19 protein-coding genes are annotated in these 24,158 nt (G+C 47.0%); 5 read left to right on the forward strand and 14 right to left on the reverse strand.

Features of this window, described 5'->3' with window-relative positions:
• Positions 1-38: 38 nt before the first annotated feature.
• The 3 genes from Q4Q54_RS05410 to Q4Q54_RS05420 form a co-directional block, all read right to left on the reverse strand.
• Positions 39-455, reverse strand: coding sequence for a CBS domain-containing protein (locus Q4Q54_RS05410; protein ID WP_006081403.1), 417 nt, complete (start codon positions 453-455; stop codon positions 39-41).
• 173 nt (positions 456-628) lie between these two features.
• On the reverse strand, positions 629-1,918 hold the full coding sequence (locus tag Q4Q54_RS05415) for a DUF2254 domain-containing protein (RefSeq protein ID WP_311987916.1): 1,290 nt from the start codon (positions 1,916-1,918) through the stop codon (positions 629-631).
• 365 nt (positions 1,919-2,283) lie between these two features.
• Positions 2,284-3,315: an isoaspartyl peptidase/L-asparaginase gene (locus Q4Q54_RS05420; protein WP_311987917.1), complete on the reverse strand. Its 1,032-nt coding sequence runs from the start codon at positions 3,313-3,315 to the stop codon at positions 2,284-2,286.
• A gap of 120 nt (positions 3,316-3,435) precedes the next feature.
• Here Q4Q54_RS05420 and Q4Q54_RS05425 point away from each other — a divergent pair, with 120 nt between their 5' ends.
• Both Q4Q54_RS05425 and Q4Q54_RS05430 read left to right on the forward strand, forming a co-directional pair.
• Positions 3,436-5,289: an autotransporter assembly complex protein TamA gene (locus tag Q4Q54_RS05425; RefSeq protein ID WP_063882887.1), complete on the forward strand. Its 1,854-nt coding sequence runs from the start codon at positions 3,436-3,438 to the stop codon at positions 5,287-5,289.
• Complete coding sequence (locus Q4Q54_RS05430) at positions 5,286-9,320, forward strand: translocation/assembly module TamB domain-containing protein (RefSeq protein WP_311987918.1); 4,035 nt, start codon at positions 5,286-5,288, stop codon at positions 9,318-9,320. The genes Q4Q54_RS05425 and Q4Q54_RS05430 overlap by 4 nt, the downstream gene beginning before the upstream one ends.
• A 164-nt stretch (positions 9,321-9,484) precedes the next feature.
• On the opposite strand, the gene rplY is transcribed toward Q4Q54_RS05430, so the two are convergent.
• Positions 9,485-9,772, reverse strand: coding sequence for a 50S ribosomal protein L25 (gene rplY, locus Q4Q54_RS05435; RefSeq protein ID WP_028760163.1), 288 nt, complete (start codon positions 9,770-9,772; stop codon positions 9,485-9,487).
• Between the two features lie 105 nt (positions 9,773-9,877).
• Here rplY and Q4Q54_RS05440 point away from each other — a divergent pair, with 105 nt between their 5' ends.
• Positions 9,878-10,060: a hypothetical protein gene (locus Q4Q54_RS05440; RefSeq protein ID WP_006086419.1), complete on the forward strand. Its 183-nt coding sequence runs from the start codon at positions 9,878-9,880 to the stop codon at positions 10,058-10,060.
• 15 nt (positions 10,061-10,075) lie between these two features.
• Complete coding sequence (locus tag Q4Q54_RS05445; protein ID WP_006081396.1) at positions 10,076-10,510, forward strand: hypothetical protein; 435 nt, start codon at positions 10,076-10,078, stop codon at positions 10,508-10,510.
• Here the strand turns inward: Q4Q54_RS05445 and Q4Q54_RS05450 are convergent.
• The 10 genes from Q4Q54_RS05450 to Q4Q54_RS05495 all read right to left on the reverse strand — a co-directional run bounded on the left by Q4Q54_RS05450 (position 10,461) and on the right by Q4Q54_RS05495 (position 22,634).
• The gene (locus Q4Q54_RS05450; protein WP_012089020.1) at positions 10,461-11,009 is read right to left on the reverse strand and encodes a DUF882 domain-containing protein; all 549 of its coding nucleotides are present in this window, start codon (positions 11,007-11,009) and stop codon (positions 10,461-10,463) included. The genes Q4Q54_RS05445 and Q4Q54_RS05450 overlap by 50 nt on opposite strands.
• A 154-nt stretch (positions 11,010-11,163) precedes the next feature.
• Complete coding sequence (locus Q4Q54_RS05455; RefSeq protein ID WP_311987919.1) at positions 11,164-12,729, reverse strand: L,D-transpeptidase family protein; 1,566 nt, start codon at positions 12,727-12,729, stop codon at positions 11,164-11,166.
• A 229-nt stretch (positions 12,730-12,958) separates the two neighbouring features.
• Positions 12,959-15,142, reverse strand: coding sequence for a glucans biosynthesis glucosyltransferase MdoH (gene mdoH, locus Q4Q54_RS05460; RefSeq protein WP_006086416.1), 2,184 nt, complete (start codon positions 15,140-15,142; stop codon positions 12,959-12,961).
• Positions 15,143-15,165: 23 nt separating this feature from the next.
• Entirely contained in the window at positions 15,166-16,794 is a 1,629-nt protein-coding gene (locus Q4Q54_RS05465) for a glucan biosynthesis protein G (protein ID WP_311987920.1), read from the reverse strand.
• Between the two features lie 491 nt (positions 16,795-17,285).
• Entirely contained in the window at positions 17,286-18,683 is a 1,398-nt protein-coding gene (locus Q4Q54_RS05470) for an ATP-binding protein (RefSeq protein WP_006081390.1), read from the reverse strand.
• An 84-nt stretch (positions 18,684-18,767) separates the two neighbouring features.
• Complete coding sequence (locus tag Q4Q54_RS05475; RefSeq protein WP_006081389.1) at positions 18,768-19,427, reverse strand: response regulator transcription factor; 660 nt, start codon at positions 19,425-19,427, stop codon at positions 18,768-18,770.
• A gap of 34 nt (positions 19,428-19,461) precedes the next feature.
• Complete coding sequence (locus Q4Q54_RS05480; RefSeq protein ID WP_311987921.1) at positions 19,462-20,370, reverse strand: FAD:protein FMN transferase; 909 nt, start codon at positions 20,368-20,370, stop codon at positions 19,462-19,464.
• Positions 20,371-20,500: 130 nt separating this feature from the next.
• The gene (locus Q4Q54_RS05485; protein ID WP_311987922.1) at positions 20,501-21,820 is read right to left on the reverse strand and encodes a DUF3570 domain-containing protein; all 1,320 of its coding nucleotides are present in this window, start codon (positions 21,818-21,820) and stop codon (positions 20,501-20,503) included.
• A 124-nt stretch (positions 21,821-21,944) separates the two neighbouring features.
• Positions 21,945-22,163 carry a DUF4266 domain-containing protein gene (locus tag Q4Q54_RS05490; RefSeq protein ID WP_220775984.1) on the reverse strand — a complete coding sequence of 73 codons (219 nt, stop codon included), beginning with the start codon at positions 22,161-22,163 and terminating at the stop codon, positions 21,945-21,947.
• A gap of 3 nt (positions 22,164-22,166) precedes the next feature.
• Positions 22,167-22,634, reverse strand: a complete 468-nt coding sequence (locus Q4Q54_RS05495; RefSeq protein WP_311987923.1) for a TlpA disulfide reductase family protein — start codon at positions 22,632-22,634, stop codon at positions 22,167-22,169.
• 385 nt (positions 22,635-23,019) lie between these two features.
• On the opposite strand from Q4Q54_RS05495, the gene hyaA reads away from it, so the two are divergent.
• Positions 23,020-24,156 (forward strand): nickel-dependent hydrogenase small subunit, encoded by a 1,137-nt coding sequence (gene hyaA / locus Q4Q54_RS05500; RefSeq protein WP_006081384.1) that lies wholly within the window; start codon positions 23,020-23,022, stop codon positions 24,154-24,156.
• The last annotated feature ends 2 nt before the right edge of the window (positions 24,157-24,158 follow it).

A 24,158-nucleotide genomic window follows, 5' to 3' on the forward strand; every position in this document is an offset into this window, starting at 1 on the left:
GGATAAAGGGTGTCAGATTATGTCCACAGCGGCTCAGATTAAACCGGTGACAGATAGCATTGTTGCATATAGATATTCATCGCTTTGAGCACATTAGTGCGATTTATCGTGCCTATCACTTTACCGTGTTCAACCACAGGATACACCTTAGGTTTAGGCCCGAGCATTTGTTCGGCGAGTTGCAAAATACTGTCATCAGGCCCGACAAACAGCACTTCAGTACGCATACAGTCCTTCACCACTGATGTCATATCGCAGTGATAGCTACTCTTGATCATCACAGCCAGACAATCCTGCTGGGATAAAAAGCCCACCAAATCACCCGCATCATCAACCACTGCAGCACCCATTTTATTGTTATCTAACAGCTTTTCGACCGCGGTCGCCAGCGACATATTCGCGCGCAGTAACACGGGCTGACGATCCATATGGTCACGAATCTTAATTAAGTCCATAGTCTTCCCCTCGAATTAACCCTACGTTTGAAGTCTAGTCAAAATATCGGCAAGGATGTGCGATTTATATCGATTGCGCTTATCTAGTGTGTAAACCGAATGTCAAAAAGTGCTGACAGAATAGAAAGAAACAACAAACGGATACACAGCACGATGAGATAATAAATGTCTCGTTAAGTGTTAGACGAAGCTGCTGACTCGGCAAACTTGGCGGCGTCTTGTACGGCTTGTAAGTCCTCTTCAATATCAAGCACCTTTTGTGAACGCTTAAGTGCCAGCCGCCCGTGGTACTCAGCGGCCGCACGTATTTCCCCGTCACCGCTGGATGCTAACGATTCAAGCGCTTTTTGTAGCCGTACAGCGACTTCCACCACTCCCGCGCCGTCTCTGGCTATCGCGGTAAACGCATCATCAAACATGTCCTGCACATAAACGTGAGGGACTTCAATGCGATCGCACTCTGGCGCGGGTTTATCATCAACTGCTGCGGGTTCACCCCATAGGGTAAACAGCCGTACCAGTGTGCCTATAATGCAAATGGCCGTACCAGGGTCATTGACCGCGGGTGATAAGGCGCGGCCAGCGATTTCCGACAGTACCACCAACCCAAATCTCGGATCGTCGTCAAAAAGACGGGTATCACCAATCTGGAATGACTCGGCAACACAGGTGCAATCAATCTCAGTCTGCTCCGCACCATCGGCGCTAATGTATGCCAATGGTCGATTGGGCGTGGCGAACGTGCCCGGCAAGGCTGCAATCACGACTCGCACCTCGTTTTTCTCTGCCCAGCGCTGTATCGCGGCAATATTAATGTACTGAACATAACCGACGTTAGCCGCGTACACGGCTCGTCCACGCGCTTGGGGACGCACTGAAACGCCGCCAAGATGTGGGGTATTGCGTCGCCGTGTCAGGGCATCTGCCGCCGCCTTTTCAACTTTCTCAATTGTGGTTGCCATGCGGCCAAGACGAGCTATGCGATCCACCCAACGTACAAAGGTAAAGATCACCATGCCAAAAATAAACGTGGTCAGCAGGAAGAGGATAAACAGACCCGCAGTTTGAAAGTAATCATTTTTAACCGCAGTGAGTGCCACAATACTGAAGATAAATGCCCCAACAAAGGTCGATAGCGCATTTTGAGAGGCATCATCGGCGACAACTAAAATAAATGAACGTGGTGTTGCCGTGTTAGCCGCCGAAGCATAGGCCGAGACCATAGAACCCACGGAAAAAGTGGCGATAACCAGCATGCTGGAAGCCATAACGGATAACAGCGCCTCGATGGAGGCCGATGACACCTTAGGTGCAATCTCAACAAGCTCAGTACCATCTGCCAATTTTGCAACGAAGGCGACTGCAATCGATAATAGGCAAACAAGCAGTGGTTTCACCCAAAGTCGATGGCGAAACCGATTGAGGAAAACCCTGACGCGGTCGGTTAACACGGTAGAAATCATGTCAATATCCTTATACGTTGAGTGCAACCTCATGAAGACGCGATGTGTTCGCTGGACACAAACTGCAACTTTGACTGTGAGTTAAGTGCGGCTTTGCGTTTGATGATTGTACGTCTAATGAAATCAAACAACGCTTTATATGCACATACCATAGACTAATCGTAATAGCTCAAACCTATCAGCTTCTTATCCAGTCTTAAAGCAAAAAACCGTAAGCAAAAAGCGAGTGCCACTTTCGCAGCACTCGCTTTTTAAGGTTTCTGAGCCATGTTTCTGTGAGATATTTCTAAGCTATTTTTTACACCAACTTGTAAACAATCTTGTAAGCAATGTCAGGCACGAACCAACAGCTTTTACAATTCAAGTTATTGGTCTTGCCAAATCAGCACTTGGGCGGGTTCGCCATTGCTACGGGTTGCGCGGTACATGCCTTCGGTATTAAATGGCGTAGCGATATTACCGCGCTGATCGACGGCAATCACGCCACCCGAACCGCCAGCAGTAATAAGCCGCTGATTGATCACTTCATCGGCGGCTTGAATAATGGATTTCTGCTGGTATTTCACTTTGGCACAAATATCCCCCGCCACTTGGTAACGAATAAAGAACTCACCGTGTCCGGTTGCCGATACGGCGCACACCCCATTTTCAGCATAGGTGCCGGCACCAATCACAGGAGAATCACCAATGCGACCGAAGCGTTTTGCCGTCATGCCGCCAGTTGAGGTACCAGCTGCTAAGTTGCCATTTTTGTCTAAGGCGACGGCGCCTACGGTACCAAATTTGTAATCGAGATCTTGCATCTCAACACTTGCGACTTGCTCTGATTTAGCCGCAGCTTGCAGTTTTTGCCGAGCATCGAGTAATTGCTGATAACGCTCGTCAGTATCAAAATGACCGTTCGGCACTAAGCTAAAGCCTTGTGTCAGTGCAAATTCTTCTGCGCCTGCGCCCGAGAGCATCACATGTTCAGACTTATTCATCACGGCTAAAGCGAGATCAATGGGATTGGCGATATGGCGCACTCCAGCAATTGCGCCGGCATTCATGGTTTTGCCATCCATAATGGACGCATCTAACTCATGCCCGCCGTCATAGGTGTACACAGCGCCTATGCCAGCATTGAACAGTGGGCTATTTTCGAGAATATTAATGGCTGTTTGCACCGCGACTAAGCTGTCACCGCCCTCTTCTAACACTTTTGAGCCTTTATCGACCGCTTCCTTTAACTTATCTTTGTAGGCTTGGCGTTGTTCAGGGGTGAGATTAGCCTTAGAAATCGTGCCAGCGCCGCCGTGGATCGCAATCGCAAACGGTTTGTCATTGGCAAAGGTGTTGTGTGACATAAAAAGTAAACCCGAGATAATTAAACTAAAGGTGGCTAATTTTGTTTTCATTCTTTACATCCCCTTAAAAAGTAGCGTCCTTTGTACCCATTTCATCGTGTAATTTCAATCATCTCCTTGCCTGTTGGTTTTATTCTGGCGACAATGATGCCACATCACAGGGACTATAAAGTGCAGCCATTTTTGCAAATCACCTCACATTACTTTCGTTTTTGCTTATTTCTGAGTCTGATTTCAGTCACATCCGTCGCTGCGGCGGCAGATGAATTTATTAAATTATCTGTCACAGGCGTGAATGAAGCTCTGCAACGTAACATAGTTGCGCACTTAGGCACCTTACCCGAATCCGAGGTGCAGCGCCGTGCCTTTCTGTTTAATGTCGATGACAATGTCAGCACAGCCTTAGAATCCATGGGTTACTATCATGGCGAAGTGGAAGAAAAACTGACGGAACATGACAAGGGACCGTGGGAACTAAAACTGGTGATCACTGCCGGCGAGCCAACCATAGTTCAGTGGGTCGATATTAACTTCAGTGGTGAAATGCTTGATGATCGCGCCTTCGATCAATGGCTGGCTAAGGTCAACTTAAAGCCTGGCGATGTGCTAAACCACGGTGTATATAGCGACGTCAAATCGCAACTGGTCACCTTAGCTTTAGCCCGAGGTTACTTCGATGGTGAATTTACGGAATCACAGATTAAAGTTAACCGCGACATTAATACCGCGCAGGTAAGTTTACATTTCGACTCTGGTAAACGTTATAAATTTGGCCAAGTCAGCTTCGAAGGCCATAGTTTAGAACCTGAAATTTTAGAAGATCTTATCCCTTTTAAGGCAGGTGCTTCATATTCAACCCGCCGTGTGAGCGCGCTGAATCGCCAGTTATTAGATACGGGCTATTTCGCCAATATCAAAGTGATCCCGCAAATCGACGGTGTCGAAGAGAGTCATATTCCTGTGCTGGTCGAATTAACCCCTAAGGCAAGCCACGCCATTGAGCTCGGTTTTGGTGGTGATATTGGTAAGACAGACCAAGCTTTCGACCCAAGGGTGCGCGTCACTTGGCGCACGCCACAAATCAATAAATACGGCCATTCACAGGAAACCAGCCTCGAATGGTCACCGGATAGACCTAAGTTATTAACCACTTATACTATCCCCTTGACACATCCCTTAGATGATCAATTAAAAATCCGCGTCGGTTTACTGCGGGATAAATACGGTGTGACCCAAGTGTATGACGCCGAGAATCGCGATTTTAGTAACACAGGTCAGCTTGAATCGACTAAATACCTTATTGGACTATTGCGCCAACAAAGACTAGAAAATCAGTGGCTAATGAATTATTCACTTGAGGCTATTCGCGAAGAATACACCCAGTCTGATGTCGATTATATGCCGTCGTTTTATCTGGCTGGGATCAACTTTTCGCGAACGACGCGGGGAGATAATTCACTCGATCCTAAGTCTGGTTTCAGACAGATTTACAGCCTAGACTATGCCGACCCTTATTTAGGATCAGAAACCCGCTTAGCGCGCCTTCAAGCCAAATTTAAATGGATTGATACCTTCTTCGACAATCACAGGATTGTTGCGCGTATCGATTTAGCCGCCAACTTAGCCAACGAGAATGATCTGGCTTCTATCCCGCCTTCGCTGCGCTATTTTGCCGGTGGTGATCAAAGTGTACGGGGTTATGGTTATCAAGAATTGGGTCCCTATTTAGATTATGTCGCAGATGATGGTAAAACCAATCGCGAGGTCATAGGTGGCCGCTATTTAATGGTCGGCAGTTTAGAATATCAATATTATGTAACCCCCACTTGGCGGGTCGGTACCTTTATCGATGCGGGTAACGCCTTCGATAATAATCAATTTGAACCTGTTGTCTCTGTCGGTGGCGGTATCCATTGGATCTCCCCCATAGGCCCAATCAAACTGGATTTAGGGGTTGGATTGAAAGAAACCGATACCATTGAAAGATCATGGCGTATTCACCTGACCATGGGGACCGATCTATGAGCCAGCCCCCAGAGCATAATAAGCCAACAGAGCAAGACGTAATAGACAGCCCTATCACCGAAGTCACTGAAGCCATTGCGAGTTCTGTCACCCAATCGGTGTCATTCATCCAAAAACTGTGGCGACAGTTCAAACTCTGGACTCGGATTATCATCTATGTGCCATTAGGGCTTTTAGTATTAATCGCCCTATTACTCGGCACAGAGTTTGGCTCGCGCATCACAGTAGGCTTAGCCGATCAGTTTGTGCCCGATCTTGATCTGACTTACACCTCAGGCTCCATTAATAAAGACTTAGCCCTGTCCCATGCGTCTTGGTCTATGGCTGGCATCAAGGTGCAACTTGAGGATCTGCATTTACTGTGGCAACCCGCCTGTTTACTACAAAAACGTTTATGTGTTAATGGCTTATCTGCGGCCAAAGTCGATGTGACTATTGATACCTTAGCCCTGTCTGCCGACACAAACGAAACCCCGATAGTGCCGCTCGATGAAGAGCCCAGCGAGCTGCAATTACCCTTTGATATTGAGTTAGATTCCGCGGAACTCAACGCTGTGAATATCCAAGTTGATGAGATGCAATTTACGGCCAATCGCCTTAACGCAGAGGCAAAGTGGCTTGCCGAAGGCTTGTCGATTAAGCAGCTTTTCAGTGAAGGATTGTTCGTGCTGATCCCCACAGCAACCGATGCCGCACACACGAACCAAGCAGCGACAACGACGGCTTCTAACGCCGACATAGCCGAGAGTACGACACCCAACGCAGCGGCCAGCACAGCCAGCACAACAGCCAATGCGACGCCTGATCCATCGGCCAACTCGCCGGCAAAAGACAAGCCAGCAAAAAACAGTAGTGCAGAGTGGGCTCTAGCGCATTTGCCACAAGTGTTTATGCCTTTTCCTGTGACGGTCAATGCCCTCACACTTGATAACACCACGCTGCAAATCGGCGATCGTAAAGATGTCTTTAGCCATGCCGAGCTGCAAGGTCATTTCCGCGAATATCAATTGACCTTAGATCATCTCGCTATCAACCATACAGATGGCAGCGCGGATATCACAGGCAGCTTAACGCTCGATAAAGATTATCCACTCGATTTAGAAGCCAACCTCACCCTTAACCAATTAGCCGAATTACCTGAACTGACTCATCAAGTACTAGATGTAAAGCTGAGCCAAAGCTTAGGGCAACTACAAGTCAACGCTGTCGCCAAGGGCGATGCCGACTTCACGCTAGATGGGCAGATAACGCTTCGCGATCCAAGCCTGCCCTACAAGGTAAAACTTGAACAGACACGGCTGCAGTGGCCGCTAAAAAGCCCTGAATACTCAGTCAGCGATGTGGCACTGGAAAGTCATGGCGATCTCAATCGTCAAGAGGCGAGCCTTAAAGGTGAACTGACGACACCATTCCACAAAGTGCTCGCCATAAACACTAGCCTTCAGCATCAAGATGCTAAGTTAACCATTAATAATCTTGATGCAACGGGCGCGATTGGTCAGGTCAAGCTCACGGGCGAACTCGATTATCAAAAAGCCATTCGCTGGAACGCCAATCTCTGGCTCAATGACGTAAAACTGCAGGAAGTACAACTGCCACAAACGGATACGACGCAAACAGCAACCGGTCTACCGGACAGTTTGATTTCAGGAAAATTACGCACTCAAGGCTCATTTGCTGATCCTCGCTGGCAAGTCTCCCTGAACGACACTGAGCTCACGGGCACCCTGCAAGGTTATCCCTTCGATATCACAGGGGATATCAGTGTGAATGATTCCCTGTATGTCAGTGCTAAGGGGCTGAACGCCAAAGTACTGGGCTCGACTCTGGCACTCAAAGGCGAAGCCAACGCCAACTGGGATCTACAGGGTGAGCTGCAAGTGCCCGACTTCGGTCTTTGGTTGCCTAAGGCCAGCGGCCAATTGCAGGCGCAAATTAATGTCACAGGGGATGAAAAACACCCTCAAGTTGAACTCACCGCCCAACTCGCTGAACTGTTTTATCAAAACATTAAACTGCGAGAATCCAACTTAAAGGCCTATTACAAGCCGCTAGATCAACATGAATTTGCTATCTCGCTGATATCAAAAGCCTTACAGATTGCGGATCAGAATTTAGATACAGTGACGGTTGGGGCGAAAGGCACGATTGACGCTCAAAAGCTGACCCTGAATGCCACTGGCGATCTTGGCCTCGATACCACAGTGAGCAGTCAATACGATGTGAAAAAGTCACGGCTACGGCTCGATGTTGAACGTTTAAATCTCAATACCCCCGTTGGCCTATGGCAGCTCGACAACGCCATTAATCTCGCTTGGGACCAAAACAAGAATCAGGGCAGCATCACACCGTTTTGTCTCATGAATCCGAACAGCCGTATCTGTCTAAACAGTGAGACGGCCATAGGCAAAAAAGGCAGCGCGCAGGTGAGCTACTCAGGGAATCCGGGGCAGTTACTCGTACCGATATTGCCAACGAATATGCGCTGGGATGGTCCGGCCTCGCTGTTAGCCAATTTTGCTTGGACTGCGGGTCGTAAACCGACAGCCGATGTGGACTTTGATTTTGCTCCTGGCAGTATCATGCTCAAACGGGATAAGAATCGTGAAGTCACCATTAATTACCAACATTTGTCATTGCTGGCGACCTTAGATGCTAAACGGCTAGCAACAGTATTAAATTTTGAATCTGAAGGCGTGGCCAGTTGGCAGAGTGAGATCAACGTCAATGTCACCCCAGACCGCTCGCTCTCTGGTTATGCCAATATCAAGCAAATCAACTTACAACCACTGGGAGAATTTTTCCCACAACTCAATACGGTACAAGGCTTACTCACCAGTCAGCTTAACTTTGCGGGCAGTCTAGAGGCGCCGGAAGTGTCGGGAAGCATGGCCTTAACGGAGGGTGCCTTAGCCCTGACGGCAAACCCAACACTCATAGACAAAATTGATATGTCAATGTCGTTCGCGGGTCAACAAGCCGAGCTTAAAGGTCGCTGGATGATGGGCAATGGCTTGGGCAGGGTAAATGGCCAGCTGCAATGGCCACAAGGTCAATTTAGTGGCGAATTAGCCCTCGAAGGCGATAAGCTCGCCGTGATCCAACCGCCACTGGCTATCCTCGATGTTTCACCCGATATCAATTTAAGCTTCAATAGTAAGCAACTGGCAGTAAAAGGAAAAATTGCAGTCCCTTCTGGCAATATTAAAATTGTGCCATTAGCAGAAGGCGGTATCGCCACCTCAGAGGACGTGGTCTTTGACGATTCCATTGCCGCTATGCAACCTAAAACCAGCCCCTATGCCGTCGTAGCCGATCTGAATATCAGTGTAGGCAACGAGCTCAGGATTGATGGCATGGGCCTCAAGGGTAAGCTGCAAGGAACCTTAAAGCTGCAACAACAAGCGTTCCGCCCACCTTTGCTCTTCGGTAATATCAAGGTCAATCAGGGCAGTTACAAATTTATGGGCCAAACCCTGAAGATCCGTACCGGCGAAGTGCAGTTTGTGGGGCCAACGTCAGTGCCAAACTTAAATATTGAGGCAATACGCGAGATTAAGAGTGAAGACTTAGTCGCAGGTGTGCGCGTTACTGGCACTCCCGCCCGCCCTGTGGTGACCCTGTTCTCTAACCCCGCTAAAGAGCAGGCTGAAATCTTGTCTTACATTATTAAAGGCAGTGGTTTTAACAGTGCCAACAATGAGCAAAATAACTCGTTGATGATGGGCGCGGCCTTAGGTTTAGGCTCGCAGGTGGGCGGCGGCGCAATAAATAATATAGGAAATACCGCGACCGGATTAATAGAAGAGTTTGGTTTCTCTAACGTGCAACTCGACACCAACGATGAAGGCCGTGTGGCGATCAGTGGCTTTATCGGTGAGAACTTGATGGTGAAATACGGGGTAGGCGTGTTTAACCCTGGCTATGAGATGACGGTCAGATATTACCTGCTATCACAGCTTTATCTCGAAACCGTATCGGGTACTTTAGGGCAATCTCTTGATATCTATTACAACTTTAATATCAAGTAGCAAGATTAAGACTCGGGTGGAGTGTCGATACACTCTGCCTATCTATGATAAGTCTTTGGCAACAATAAAATGAGTCACGCCGATCCATCAGATGAAAATCAGTCGCGTGAAAATCAGCCACAAAAAAAGCGCCCTTAGGCGCTTTTTTGCTTCAGTTACGACAATTAAGCGTAAACGAAGTCAACATGTTCAATGATTGGCTTGAACACGTGGCGTTGCATAGCTTGTGCGCGTACACCCACTTCTTTACCATCAACAACGATAGTCAGAGTTGAAGTGTAGAAATCAGCGTTAGCTTGAATGTTGATGATATCTTTGTGATCAAAAACAATAGAAACTGGCTCTTTGCCTTGGCCATAAATAACAGCAGGTACTTTACCAGCATGGCGTAGGCGGCGGCTCGAACCTTTCCCTATTTCAGTGCGGGTTTGTGCTTGGATAGTGTAAGACATGTGTTTCTCACTTAAATTTAGAGTAAAAAGTTGCCGGCATTTTCGACCAATGACGGCTCATATAAAGCGCGCGAATACTAACATAGATACCCAAGGCGCACAAGAATGCCGCAACCCATCAATTTGTCCGCCGCTGCGTTAGTAAAACAGGTAGCAATTTATCAAATTGAAGAACTTGTATCTTGGCTGTTACAGCTGGGAAAAGGCTTTGATCTCAAACAAAAAACACGCGATCTAGATCACACTGGGAAATTGAGAAGCCTGATAAGCTCGGGCAAATTTCGATAACTGCTGTGTCAAAAAATGCGTCATGCGCTATACCAGTTACAACAAGAAAACAGACTTTCATGCCAACTGGCCCGTGAACTTGTCTCACTTATCGAAACCGTTCCTTACCAGCAAAATACCCTCGAATTAAAATTTTTAGAATTGCTTGCCTGCACCCAACAGAAAAACCGCAGCTTGATTTTACTCATGCAAGTCATTGAGTCGGTCGACATTGAGTTACAAAGGCAAAGGCAGTATCAATTCTCACAACATTTGAGTTTATTGATCTGTGATTGGCAACAGCATAGAGAAATGAACAAGCTCAACCAGCAATTTATCCCGCTGCTGAGGCATTACCTGACAGAATCTCAAGCCCTAGAGCAAGGATTCTATCAACGAGTTCAGCAACAAATTATTCACGCTACCAGTGTCGTACCGGCCCACAATCGACATGCACAAAGCCAGAGTTAGGATAATAGCCCACTCCACCCAGTTTTAGGGATAAAGCCGCTTCTCTGAGGGTTTTAAGCTTAACGCTTGGGATCGCGATATCCATAGCCATGCCGCGCATGTGATAACTCTTTTTTGCGACACCGCCACTGTGACTCGCAAGCATGGCATTGGTTTTGGGTGAACGATAACCAGAAATCACATGGATTTCATCGTCGACATTCAAAGTCGTTTTAAGGGAATAGAGTAAATCGAATAAACGTTTATCCATAGGCGCCGCCACATTCTGGCGATGGTCCCGCAGTAAATGATTAAAATCGTTTAATACCTTGCTTTGATAATGACCATCAACCCAGTAACTGCCGTCATCGCGCTCACCAGTATGGCGATTAAACAGACTTAACTCGCGGATCCCTTTGGTTGAACGACTGGCTACTGCTTTTGAGGGAATAAGAGAACATAATGCCACACCACTCAGGCCTAACAATAACTGCCTACGGGCAGGACATATCAAAGTCACATGATCACCTTTTGTATGCTTTTTGGTCACTAATCAAGCAAATTATACTGAATAAGCCCTAAGATCAAGTTTTGCCAACCCCATTCTGCCCACGATTTTAAAATGCCCTGTGAGTTCAATTTGTTATCTTACTCAGCTTTATGGTGCCAAAATCTTAATTGAGATCTAAAACCGTGGCGGGTACGGCATTCGTCAACTCAGCTTCTAAATGGTAAATGTCATTACGGTATTGCTCTTGCCCACTGTCATCTAGCCACGCAGTCCAATACACCAGATGCACTGGCAGCTTTTGAGAAAGTGAAAACCACTGGGGCTGCGTTACATCTGGGGCTAATTTGTCCCATAAACGCTTATCTTTGACTAAATGTTCCTTAAACCATTGAGCTAATTCAGTGACTTTTTCAATCCGAATACAGCCTGATGATAGTGCCCTATCATCCTTATTAAAGAGACTTGGCTCAGAAGTGCCATGCAAATAAACACTAAAACTGTTATCAAAGTGGAACTTATATTTGCCTAATGCATTCTTCACCCCTGGGCGTTGCACTAGCTGATAGGGAAACGAAGTGCTGGCTAAGCCCTGCCATTCTTCTGGCATGTGTTGCACTAGTTGGCCGTTATAGTCGTACACATCAAATTGGCGTTCATTAAGATAATGACCATTTCGCCGAATCTGCGGCAGGATATCTCGGCGTAGAATGCTGCTCGGCACTCGCCAACTGGGATTGAGGACCACGCTGGAAATCTGGCTATCCAGCAGCGGGGTTTGCCGAGAAGATTTGCCCACAATCACTTTGGAATTGAGCACTGTGGTGCCATTATCGACTAAGATCATCTCAAAGGCGGGCACGTTAATCAGCAAGTAGCTTGGCTCCAACTTACGTTCAAACACTCGTTGCCGAATCGTATTTTTAGCCAATAAGACTGCCCTCGCCTTTGGCGATTGATTCAACCAGTACAAGGTCTGCTTACCAATCACCCCGTCCTGTTTTAACCCATGCCTTTGTTGGAAACGCTTAACACCAACCACCAATTCTTCGCTATAGACAAAGTTAGTCATTGGCTCAATGGCTAAGTCACCCAAGCGCCACAAACGTTTAGCTATGGTATCAAGGAGTGGATGACTCATTCCGACCGTTAACTTTTCATCCAGCACTAAGGTTTCCCAAGGATCAGCCGCATCCAATAGCGCTAAATGGGTGACTTGTTTTAGCACCCTTTGATATTGGAGATCCGTTGGAATAACTGATGATACTGTGTCTACAGGTGCGCCGTTATTGCACTGTGCAAAGGTCTTGATATAACGCCAGTAGCCCGTCACATCAGCTTGAACCCGCGCCACATCGGCCGCTGATAAGGTATTTGGTGATAATGTTAATTCGCGATAATGCAGACCAAAAATAGGATTAACGCCCGCAAGATCCAGCAGCAACACCTGCGGCACTAATGCCGTAAGTGGCAAGGCTGCATCGGGCTCATCGGCTTTACTCTCAGTGCTTGGTTGCACACTGTTTAGCTGCAGCATGTCTTGCTGTGCCCCAATGCTGGGATTCGATGAAATGACTTGAGTATCATCGGTAGCCATTGCCACTGACGTGATAGGAAAACAGACAATAACGCTCAGCACTAACAGTCCCAAACAGCGACTCATGGGCATACGTTTAATTTGCGATGCGCGTACAAACGGTGAGAAATACTGGATGATCTTGTGCAATACCATAAATACTCCCTTCGCTATTTAAGGTCACTTGAAAGCCAGCGATCATGTCAGTCAATAATACTGTAATACGACTATTTCATGGGGTTCAGTTAATTACTAGGGGCAAACTGCAGATTATGAAAAGAAAAATGCCACTGAGGTCGTCAGTGGCATTTTCTAATAATTACAACCAAACTCATTTGCGAGCGAATGCTGCGCTAATGTTGGTTCGCTGTGCGTTAGATATTCGTTAGCAAAAAGACACCAGATCTTCTTCTACAAACTGCTCTGGTAATTTCTGCAGGCTACGTAACATCAAAGGATTCGCTAACACCATCGCCATTTCTTGGCGATTCAGTACAGCTAATGCACTCTGCTGGCAGCGAGCTTCATGCACTTTCACATGCACTATGGCTTCCATCGCTTCAATCGGAGTCCCCGCAGCGCGCAATGGCTGTTTATCCACCATAGCCAAATGCAGCTCCATCAACGCAGGATCTTTAAGTACCTGTGCCAATGTCCAAGGCTCAGCAATGTGTTTTTGGTAAGCGGCACGGGCTTCATGTGCTTGCAGACAAATCTGCGCAGGATTGCGCTCTTCAGGCGTCGCAAGAATACCCGCACGTTTAAACACTTCGCCGATTTTGACAGAACCCGTCCATGCTGAAATAGGCACGGCAATCCACAGACCAATCAAGGCTGGACTCATCCAAGCTAACAAGGTCAGAGAATCCAAAATAGCTGCATAACCTAACATCACACCCGCCAGCATATGCCAACGGTGACGATAGATTAACGTCATCCACGGCATACTGCCGTCATCACGACGTTGCGGCGACCAACCACTGTCGCGGCCCATTAGAATCGACATCACGGCACCGCAATGAATGAACATCATGATAGGTGCGATCAGCGCTGAGAGTATGACCTCAAAGATCACACTGAATATCGCTTTAATTCGACCACCAACACTGCGAGCAAACTCACCGTCTTTAAGCAGCAACAAGACACCAAATACTTTAGGGCCGAACAAGACGCCCATAGTAATGTAGAACAATCTCAATGCCCTATCCGAGTCCATGATGGGCCAAGTGGGGAATAGTGAAAATTGATCGGTGAAATATTCAGGTCGAATAAAGTGTGCCTGCAGGGCCAACATCAAACCAGTCAAAATCAACATCAACCAGAAAGGTGATGATAAGTAGGCCATGATGCCCGTCAGTAAATGCAAACGGCTCACCCAGTGCAGACCTTTGGTCGGCAAAATACGCGAATGCTGCAAGTTACCTTGGCACCAGCGGCGATCACGCACGGCTAAGTCGATAATCGACGGTGGACATTCTTCGTATGAACCTGGTAAGTCATAGGCAATGACCACACTCCAGCCCGCACGGCGGATCAGCGCAGCTTCAACAAAGTCATGGCTCATGATATGGCCACCAAAAGGTGGCTTACCCTTAAGGTTGGGTAATCCGGCCGCGGTCATAAAGGCTTCGGTGCGGATAATGGCGTTGTGGCCCCAGAAGTTACCTTCTTTTTGTACCCACCAGCCTAACCCGGTACCAATTACCGGACCATAAATACGCGCCGCAAATTGCTGTAAACGGGCCATTAAAGTGGTGCCATTGATCAACGACGGAATCGTTTGGATCAAACCCGCATCAGGATCGGCCTGCATGCGCTGAGCTAAGCCAGTGATGGTTGAAGACTCCATCAAACTGTCGGCATCAAGCACTAACAAGTGATCATAGCGCGACCCCCAACGACGGCAAAAATCGGCTACGTTACCCGCTTTACGGGCGACGTTTTTACGACGGCGACGGTAATACACCCGCGAATGCTTATGGGTTTCTTGACGTAACACCAGAAACGCCTGCTCTTCGAGCAAAGCAATATCGGGATCGGTAGTATCACTTAAGATAAACCAATCAAAAGCATGACCATGACCCGTTTGCGACAAGGTTTCTGCCATCACAGAGACCGCCGAGAATACCCTGTCTGGGGATTCGTTATAGGTCGGCATTAAGATCGCGGTGCGAGTATGCAGCTCAGTCACTTGCAGATCTTTTGCCCGCGGTTTGCGCAGCAAGATTAAAAACCCCGCAATACCACTACAGAACGCTAAGGCGATCCAACAAAAGTTGACCGCAAATAACGCCAACACGAGATATTCTAGCGGCGTAATTCCGCCGATACTAAATACCGCACCCATTTCATAAATAGCAAATAAAGACAGTAATAAAGCACCGCCAACCACTAAGAAGCGGCGCGAAGCACGCGAACGTACTCCATTCGCCACTGTACTACGGCGAGGGAATCCCTCTGGCATCTTACTTAAATTTTGGGGTTCCATAGCGCCAGGCCGTTCATTTGGCATAGCACTACCACCCACGAGGACTTCCGTCTCGAGTACCGAGTTTTCGGATACAGTCATATCATGTTGCTCCGTCATGAACCTTACAGCGTCCAGCGATAGAGCCAGGTTTCAACCTGACGAGGAGTTGGGAACTTGAGTTCAGCGCGCAGTTCGATAAGTTCTTTATCTTCTGGCTCTAATTCAAAAGCTAAGCGATAGCCATTATTGGTTGCATTACGGGCAATCACCACATTGGTAACCACACCACCAGACGCTTCTACTTTAGCAACTGGCATTTCATCTGTCATCGGACCTTTAATTTGATAGTCGACCACAAATAAACGTCTTGGTGTTGCTTTAGCAATATCGGCACGGCCACTGGCAGAGCGAGACACATGTACAGCACCGACTTTAGCCGCGGGTTCTTCACCCCAGCTCATGCGATAGGCAAAGTGAAATTCACTGCCCGCAGGAATAGGCTGACGAGGTTTCCAGTAGCTAACGATGTTGTCATGAATTTCAGACTCAGTCGGAATCTCAGTCAACACCACTGAACCTTGGCCCCAGTTGCCCACAGGCTCAATCCACAGACTTGGGCGACGTTCATAATGTGCTTCTAAATCTTGGTAAGACGCATAATCACGCTCGCGTTGGATCAAACCAAAACCCTGTGGTGAGTTGTCAGAAAACGCACTGACCTGTAATTGACGTGGGTTAGCCAATGGACGCCATAAATGCTCACCACGGCCGTTTAACATCAATAAACCGTCTGAATCATGTACTTCAGGTCTAAAGTCATCGGTATCATGACGACCATTGAGTGAATGCAGGAACATGCTTGTGCTTGGGGCTAAACCCACTTTGCTCAGCTCAACTCGCGGAAACAGTGTCGCTTCAACGTCAATCAAAGTGTTATCACCAGGACGAACAGAGAAAGTATAAGCACCCGCCACACTTGGGCTATCTAGCAAGGCATGCACGACAATCAGGTTGCTGTCATTGTATGGACGTTCAACCCAGAAGGCGCGAAATATTGGGAATTCTTCCCCTTCGGCATCGGCAGTTTTTAACGCTAAACCACGTGAAGATAAACCATAGGCGTTACCTTTACCTAACGCACGGAAATAACTCGCACCTTGGAACACCATAAGTTCGTCAAACACACCGTTAGTATTCAGCTGGTTATGAATGCGAAAACCTGAATAACCAATGTCGTCATTGGGTAATGCTTGGGTAATCACTTCACCCGCAGTGAAATACTTAGGCTCATAGGCCAAGTGCGTTGCGTTCTGACCTTCCACAATCGCAATTTCGATCAAATCTTGGAAATAGAAGCCACGGTGGAACATTTGCATTTGAAAAGGCACACCCTGATCACGCCAAATGGACGCAGTCGGGTTAAAACGAATATCACGATATTCATCGTATGACAGTTTAGCCAGGCCAGCGGGTAACGGGTCTTTAAGGGCCACATACGGTTTCGCTGCCAAACGTTTTGCAATCTTCACCACAGTATCGCTATCGAAAGCGCCTGTTTTAGTGAATCTCACTTGATTTTTTGTAGCGGGCTGAGAAATCACTTTCGGCGGAGTTACCACAGGAACTGTCTCGGCGGGTTTTGTCTCTTCAGCGTACGCGACACCAGACAGGGCGACAACAGCGCCTAGCGTCAGTGAACAAATGAGTGACGAATAAGGTTTGGACGATGGGCAACGCAACAAGCTAACCATAGATAGGTAACCTAAAAAATAAACTAAGAAATCAATGTTTTTTATGTATACAGTGAATTTTTTTCACCCTCGCTTAGGGGCGAAAAAAAACAGTTGCTTACATATCGCGAAAGATATCAGAAGGAGAAAAAAACTCATAAATAAAGATGCAGTTAACCCCTTCTACACAATACTATTTGAGAATAAGTTTATACCTAAAAGGAATATAAAAATAACATTATCATGCATATTTCTGCTTTCACAGTTACAAAAGCAGGTTAAGTGATCCAAATGCTACATTTTTGAAAGTAAAATGAGACTTTTTAAAGCCTCAACTTAGTGTGGATGATCTTAGATGAAAAAACACAATTAGCGAACCAATCTGTTGGTAAACCTAAGAATTTTTTCTAAAATAGCAGACAAACGCACAATTACACTCACCCAAATGTATCAAAACCACTGAGGTGATGTCACTTAAACTGCAGATCTATTTTAAGATGTTAACTTCTGAACTATTGCGGCAAAAAAAGAGTCACAGATAATCCGCCCTGCTCCCTAGGCGCTATCACTAAACGGCCTTGGTGCAATTCAATGATGTGATGGCAGATAGACAAACCTAAACCCGCACCTATGCCTTCATTTTCATTCACACGATAAAAACGCTCTGTGGCATTAGCAATCTGCTCTTCTGTCATGCCTTGGCCGCGATCCGCAATACAGATACTAATCTCATCACCCAGTGAATGGGCCGACACTGAGATTTCTGATTCCTGCGGGCTGTATTTGCAGGCATTTTCGATAATATTTTTTAGCACGAGCAGCAGATAGAACCGATCGCAAGTCACGGTCAGCTGGGGCGCGATATCGATATTCCATTCATAATCGGTGATTTGTGGCATCAATTGATTAAGCGCATCTTCAACCATAGGCAAGATAGCGTGGGATGACACATTGAGCTCATTTATCGAATCCACCCTCGCTAACACGAGTAACTGTTCAACGGTATGACTCATGTGCACCACACCAGCATCAATCGCGGCTAGATGAAATTTCTGCTGTGGATCATCGTCAATCAGGCTCTCTAAACCGTGTTGATGTAATTTAATCACAGATAATGGTGTTTTAAGTTCATGGGCGGCATCGGCGCTAAAACGGCGTTCACGGGCAATGAATCTAGCTATGCTATTGATATATAAGTTTAATGCACGGCGAACGGGTACGAGCTCTTTCGGTAGTGACATAGTCAGCGGCGTGAGATCGTTCGGCGCCCGCCCAATCAACTCCCTTTCGAAGGTTTTTAATGGCCGGAACAATAGATAAAACAATAGGCTAACGATAAGTAGTGTCAAAGGCACCACAATCAAGGGCACGATAACCGCGTTGTGCATGATTTGCGATACGAGCTCTTGGCGCACTTCATCCTGCTGAGCGGTGACAATCCAAACATGATTTTTAACCGAGAAAAAACTGAACACATGCCAGAGTTCACCTTCAAACACTTTCTTGTGATAACCCTGCACGAATCGGGTGATAGGTTGATGGCCAATATTGTCCGACAGCACTAAGGCTTCGCCCGCCTCACTCCAAATTTGAAACGCCAATTTATGCTCATAGGCGAGTTTCAGGGCATCGGCTTTTTCGGCAAAGGAACTGATCTGGCTATCGGGAACGTGGAGCACTTGCGGTCTTGCAGTACTCTGGGGCGTCGCACCGGGCTCAGTGTGATAAAACAGCTCCAGCATTTTTGCGGTTTGTAGCATTTGCGCATCAAAGAGTTCTTCTATTTGATGCTTAGAATCCCGAGTACTCAACCAGCTAGAGACAGCAACGGACACTGAAATACCTGACAAAATCAATAATGTCAGTACCAAACGCAGTGAATACACATCCAGCCCCTTTAATCGAATCACTTTGGTTTCCTAACGTTTTACCCTCAGCGAATGACTGAGGTATCAATACCCACAAACGTGAGTATTGTCACTTAATTCAGTGAATTAATTTATTTCAATCAAGGTATAGCCGATTCCGCGCACGGTTTTAATCAGCTCATTGGCGAGCTTTTTACGCAAATGATGAATGTGTACTTCAATCGAGTTGCTGCCGACTTCATCCCAACCATAGGTTAACTGTTCCAGTTGGCTGCGCGTCAATACACGACCCGCTGATTGTGCGAGTTCAAGCAATAACTGGAATTCACGCCGTGAAAGCAGCACATTTTGATCGCGAAAGGTCACTTCGCGGGTATTTAAATCTATACACAGCGCACCAATAATCAAACTGTTGTGATCGAGCCCATACTGTCGTCTGACGATGGCACGAATACGCGCGGCCAATTCACGCACATCAAAAGGTTTACCGAGATAATCATCGGCGCCCATGTCTAAGCATTCGAGCTTAGTGTCAAAATCCGTATTGGCGGTCAGCACTATTGTAGGAATTGACACCCCCTGCTGACGCCACGCCTTGAGTAACTCTTTACCGTTACCGTCGGGTAAACCCAGATCGAGCACTATGGCACTGAAGCTTTCATTTTTAACGCCCTGTAATGCTTGCTGATAACTATTAAGGTGATCAACCTGCATACCCAGCTTTGCCAAACTTAAGCAAATCCCTTGGGCTAATAACTCATTGTCTTCAACCAACATAATACGCATTCAATGTCCTTAACAGAGCCTTTTAAAAGAACCCTTAACGGAAAATACTAAACTTAACATCTTGTTGCTGTAAAAAATCTTCCGCATCTTGGCCCTGTAACATGGCCATAGTCGCCAGCATTCCTGCGGTCACACAATTTGGTCCTAACAAAGTCACGGAGCGCGGCGCCTGGACGACGGGATAGCCAGTACGTGGATCGACAATATGGCCGTAACGCTTCCCATGGACTTCAAAAAACCGCCGGGTATCACCGCTAGTCGCTAATGCACCCTGACTGATCGCCAGTACATTAGCCGCGTGATCGAGGTGTTGTGGATCTTCAATGCCCACCTGCCATGGGTACTCTTTGGGCACAGGACAGGCGATATCGCCACCAAAATTCACTAGCACAGGAATATCTGGATAACATTCAGCCAACTCGTAGGCGACTCTATCAACCGCATATTCCTTAGCTACGCCACCAAAATCCAATTTCATCCCCGTTGGCATCTCAATATGGCGCGAATCAAACTCGATACGATCAAACCCCACTAAGGCTTTCGCGGCAAGAATGCGGGCATGTTCGGGCAACTGGGCTTTGGGATCAAAACGCCACAGCTCCATTAACGGCCCTGCAGAAATATCAAAGAGTCCGTCACTGAGCTGAAAACATTGTTTAGCAAAAGCCAACAACTGCCAGGTTTCTTCATCGATAAGCTGCTTATGACCATAGGCATGGTTTAATTGCCACAGACAATTCTGCGCAATAAAGCGACTGTACTTATGCTCGATACGCAGCGCCTCAGTGACAGCCATATCCAACATATCATCGGCAATATCGAGTTGATCGCATGCGATGAGAATTTCACAGGGACTCGCCATGGCCCTAAATTCGCCCAGATAACCCCAATCACGGCGTTGCAGCGAATAAAGTGCGGTTTTTAGGGATGATGTCGACATCATAAATCACCTCTTCACATGGCATCCCACTGGAATTCAGCTCAAATAAGCTCAGGGAAAAATTAAGTATGGGTAGCTAAGCTACCCATACAGTTTAACGCCTTGCTATCTGAGTCAGTAGCATTATTTCGTATTAAAAAGAATAACTAAACTGTGCTGTTATCGCCTTCTGCGTCGGGAACAGATCAAAGTTTTGCAGCTCTCCAGGAATAGTCGTACCGTTATTTTTCGGATCCTGTTGGTAATATTCTAAGCGATACGACATCTCATGACCGCCCGATAATCGATGACCAAATTTAATCCCTATCGTATAAGCCGACATATCACCGATACGATAATCGGCACTGGCAAACTCTGTCAATGGCGTATCCGCCATCAAGAAAGGTTGATAGAAGTTAGCCGCCGTTTGCTGGTAATAACGTAGATGCAATTGACCGTAAAAATTGCCCGTAAAGTAATAACGGTAATGGGTTTCTAAGGTGTGCGACTTGAGATCCCAATCATCAGTATTATAACGATAGGAAAAATCCACCACGCCCGCATCCAACGCGCCTTTAGTCATCACATAGAAGCTATGCTTCAAGCGAGAATCGGGGCGGCTTTCATACAAGAGATCCTGAGTGATGCCATTGTTATCCACCACACTGAGTACTTTATAGGGATCGGTTAAATAGCCATTCACACTCGATAAACCATAATTGGCCTGCAACAACCAGCGCTGGCTCAGTACTTGGGTGATGCCTAGCATCACATCGGCGGTTTGCTTGTTATCGCTGCCACTTTGACGAGTCGCATCAAATGCGCTGCGGTATGCTTCTTCACTGGCGAAGTTATCGCGAACCGCCATTGAGGATAAATCTACCGGACGTCCACCGACAGGATCGACCACATCGAAGCTGTAAGCTGTGCCTAAAAATAACGTCGTGTTGTCTTTATTGAAGCCGCGTTCAATACTGGCATTGAGCCCCATTGACATATAATCAAACTCTTTCGAGCCATATGCGCCAACATTGAGTTTCCAATCTGGTGTTAGCACTTCACTCCAACCGACATTGGCTTGTACGCGAGTATCGTGAAACGTGTCATCGAGCGGTGTATCGCCCGCTGCCACACTGTATTGGCCATTGCCCGAAGGACGAGTAAAGGTTTGGCTGCTACTTTGGGCCACAGCGCCCGAAGCCGAGGCACCGGTTAAGCTATCGACCACCAATTTGAGATCCAGCACGCTATCATCGCCAAAGGCTTTTTGCGCTGTACCTATGGCTTCAACGGCCTGCACTCTATCCTGCTCACCGTAATACATTAGCGCAGCATCGACCTTCCAGTCGTCAGCTTTTTTAGATAATTCAGTCGCGTGGCCACTGGTGGCAAACAGCCCACAACTGGCTAAGGCTAACGCACCCGCAATCTGTTTCGATTGTCTTGCATTTATTTGATTGTTTTTTTGGGTCATAGCTGACAACACCTGTAGGTCACTTTTATCTATTCAATACCGCGGGATTTCGCCCGTGATTTAAGCACATCTGCGCGTTACATTTGTGCGTTACATCTAAGGGCAACTAACACCAACGGAGAGTTTAGTTACAGCCACATCCACCACCAGCAAAGGCACGGCCACCGCTACTGCCTTCTTTACTAAAATAAATATGATCATCGAGCGCCAGATCGAGCTTTTCACTGTCGAGCGCCATATCGCTGCGGGCCAACTGGCCTTTCTCCCATGGCTGCACCCCTAAATTTGAACAACCACTCAAACCTATAATGAGTGTGACTGCGACTAATGCGGGTTTAAGCATAAATTACTCCTTCAGTAAATTGACGAGTTCTTGCTCGTATTCAGCGGCTTTATCGGCATAAAAACCAACATGATGCTGCACTAACTGACCTTGGCGATTGAACATAAAACTGCTCGGCATACCCAGCAAATCGAAGCTGCGCGCGACATCACCTTCTGGATTGAAACGCACTGAAAAATTGGCAGGGACTTGTTTTAAGAATTCTTGGGCTAACTCGTTATCTGTATCTAGGTTGATTGCCACGACGGCCAAACCTTGATCTTGATACTTTTTTTGGATCTCATTCATCCACGGAAAGGATTTACGGCAAGGCCCACACCAAGAGGCCCAAAAATCGACATAAACGACTTTACCTTTAAACTCACTCAGGGAAACAGCTTGGTTTTGCGCGTTAAACACTTGGTGATCCAACGACGGCGCGGCTTGTACGCCAGCAGCCATTAAACTGAGTAACAACAATATTTTCTTCATAGAATATTCCGCGTTAACGATTACCTTTGAATCTATTAACTGAATCTTAAGGTTTTCTTAAACAAGCTGATATAAGCCCAATTAAGCCGTATGCGCAGACTCCCCCACTTAAGGTCGGCATTTTCAACAGCGTAACCTTAATAACATGAGCGCCGATTAAGTGACCGATTTCATCCAAAATGGCAAATATGAGACATTTTGTCCCATTAGAAAAAGTGAAATTAGATCTGCGTCATGTTAATTAAATGTCAAATTCAGTTCTATCACATCTCTTGAAAATTCTTGATATACATCAATAATCCTTACACTCCAACGGCCTAAACTGACCCTGTCAATTATGTAAACCCTTACCAATTTACATTTAAATAACAAAAAAGGTTGACCCATGGACACACATGCAGCCCTATATGAACAGGGAAAGGCGCGCTTAGATGCGTTACGCCAATTCGCTCCCCGTCAACAACAATCGCTGATTGAGAAAATGCAACAGCACGGCATTAGTCGCCGTGATTTTATGAAGTGGAGTGCCATGGTGACGAGCATGCTCGCATTACCGCTCCCCTTTAGTAACTTAGTAGCCGAAGCTGCCGAATTAGCCGACCGTGTACCCTTAATCTGGTTACACATGGCCGAATGTACTGGCTGCTCAGAATCCTTAATTCGTACCGATACCCCCAATCTAGATTCGCTGATTTTCGATCATATCTCCTTGGAATATCACGAAACCTTAATGGCTGCTGCGGGTTGGCAAGCCGAAGAAAACCTCGAAAATGCACTCGAAACCTACAAGGGCCGCTATTTACTGGCCGTTGAAGGGGCAATTCCGACCGCCAATAACGGCAGCTTCCTCACTGTGGGCTGTAAAGGCCACACAGGGTTAGAAATCATCAAACATGCTGCAGAAGGCGCCGCCGCGATTATCTCTGTCGGCACTTGTGCAGCGTTTGGTGGCGTGCAAGCTGCCTATCCAAACCCAACGGGGGCGAAAGGCGTGCACGAAGTGGTCAGTAAACCCGTCATTAACTTAGGCGGTTGCCCACCGAGCGAAAAGAACATAGTCGGCACTTTGATGTACTTCATCATGTTCGGCAAATTACCTGCGCTGGATATGTTTAACAGACCAAAATGGGCTTACGGCGCGCGGGTACACGATAACTGTGAACGTCGCGGGCGCTTTGATGCCGGTGAATTCGTTGAAGAATTTGGCGATCACGGCGCGAAAGAAGGCTACTGCCTGTATAAAGTCGGTTGTAAAGGTCCTTACACCTACAACAACTGCCCTACCGAGCGCTTTAACCATCACACCAGCTGGCCAGTACTTGCTGGACACGGTTGTATGGGCTGCTCAGAACCTAACTTCTGGGATGACATGGCCGACTTTGAAAAACCCCTTGGCCGTCAACTCCTCCATGGATTGGATGCGACCGCAGATACTATTGGTGCGGTGATTTTAGGCGCGACTGTGGTGGGCATTGGAGCCCATGCCGTTGCCAGTATTTTTGCCAAACCGCTGGAGGAATAACC

Source organism: Shewanella sp. SP2S2-4 (genome assembly GCF_031932025.1).
In the GTDB taxonomy this organism is placed as follows: domain Bacteria; phylum Pseudomonadota; class Gammaproteobacteria; order Enterobacterales; family Shewanellaceae; genus Shewanella; species Shewanella baltica.

What these genes read in the sequence shown, in the direction of transcription:
- Q4Q54_RS05410 (WP_006081403.1), bottom strand. Translation starts at nt 455, where the DNA reads ATGGACTTAATTAAGATTCGTGACCATATGGATCGTCAGCCCGTGTTA.
- Q4Q54_RS05415 (WP_311987916.1), bottom strand. Translation starts at nt 1,918, where the DNA reads ATGATTTCTACCGTGTTAACCGACCGCGTCAGGGTTTTCCTCAATCGG.
- Q4Q54_RS05420 (WP_311987917.1), bottom strand. Translation starts at nt 3,315, where the DNA reads ATGAAAACAAAATTAGCCACCTTTAGTTTAATTATCTCGGGTTTACTT.
- Q4Q54_RS05430 (WP_311987918.1), top strand. Translation starts at nt 5,286, where the DNA reads ATGAGCCAGCCCCCAGAGCATAATAAGCCAACAGAGCAAGACGTAATA.
- rplY (WP_028760163.1), bottom strand. Translation starts at nt 9,772, where the DNA reads ATGTCTTACACTATCCAAGCACAAACCCGCACTGAAATAGGGAAAGGT.
- Q4Q54_RS05440 (WP_006086419.1), top strand. Translation starts at nt 9,878, where the DNA reads ATGCCGCAACCCATCAATTTGTCCGCCGCTGCGTTAGTAAAACAGGTA.
- Q4Q54_RS05445 (WP_006081396.1), top strand. Translation starts at nt 10,076, where the DNA reads ATGCGTCATGCGCTATACCAGTTACAACAAGAAAACAGACTTTCATGC.
- Q4Q54_RS05455 (WP_311987919.1), bottom strand. Translation starts at nt 12,729, where the DNA reads ATGGTATTGCACAAGATCATCCAGTATTTCTCACCGTTTGTACGCGCA.
- mdoH (WP_006086416.1), bottom strand. Translation starts at nt 15,142, where the DNA reads ATGACTGTATCCGAAAACTCGGTACTCGAGACGGAAGTCCTCGTGGGT.
- Q4Q54_RS05465 (WP_311987920.1), bottom strand. Translation starts at nt 16,794, where the DNA reads ATGGTTAGCTTGTTGCGTTGCCCATCGTCCAAACCTTATTCGTCACTC.
- Q4Q54_RS05475 (WP_006081389.1), bottom strand. Translation starts at nt 19,427, where the DNA reads ATGCGTATTATGTTGGTTGAAGACAATGAGTTATTAGCCCAAGGGATT.
- Q4Q54_RS05480 (WP_311987921.1), bottom strand. Translation starts at nt 20,370, where the DNA reads ATGATGTCGACATCATCCCTAAAAACCGCACTTTATTCGCTGCAACGC.
- Q4Q54_RS05485 (WP_311987922.1), bottom strand. Translation starts at nt 21,820, where the DNA reads ATGACCCAAAAAAACAATCAAATAAATGCAAGACAATCGAAACAGATT.
- Q4Q54_RS05490 (WP_220775984.1), bottom strand. Translation starts at nt 22,163, where the DNA reads ATGCTTAAACCCGCATTAGTCGCAGTCACACTCATTATAGGTTTGAGT.
- Q4Q54_RS05495 (WP_311987923.1), bottom strand. Translation starts at nt 22,634, where the DNA reads ATGAAGAAAATATTGTTGTTACTCAGTTTAATGGCTGCTGGCGTACAA.
- hyaA (WP_006081384.1), top strand. Translation starts at nt 23,020, where the DNA reads ATGGACACACATGCAGCCCTATATGAACAGGGAAAGGCGCGCTTAGAT.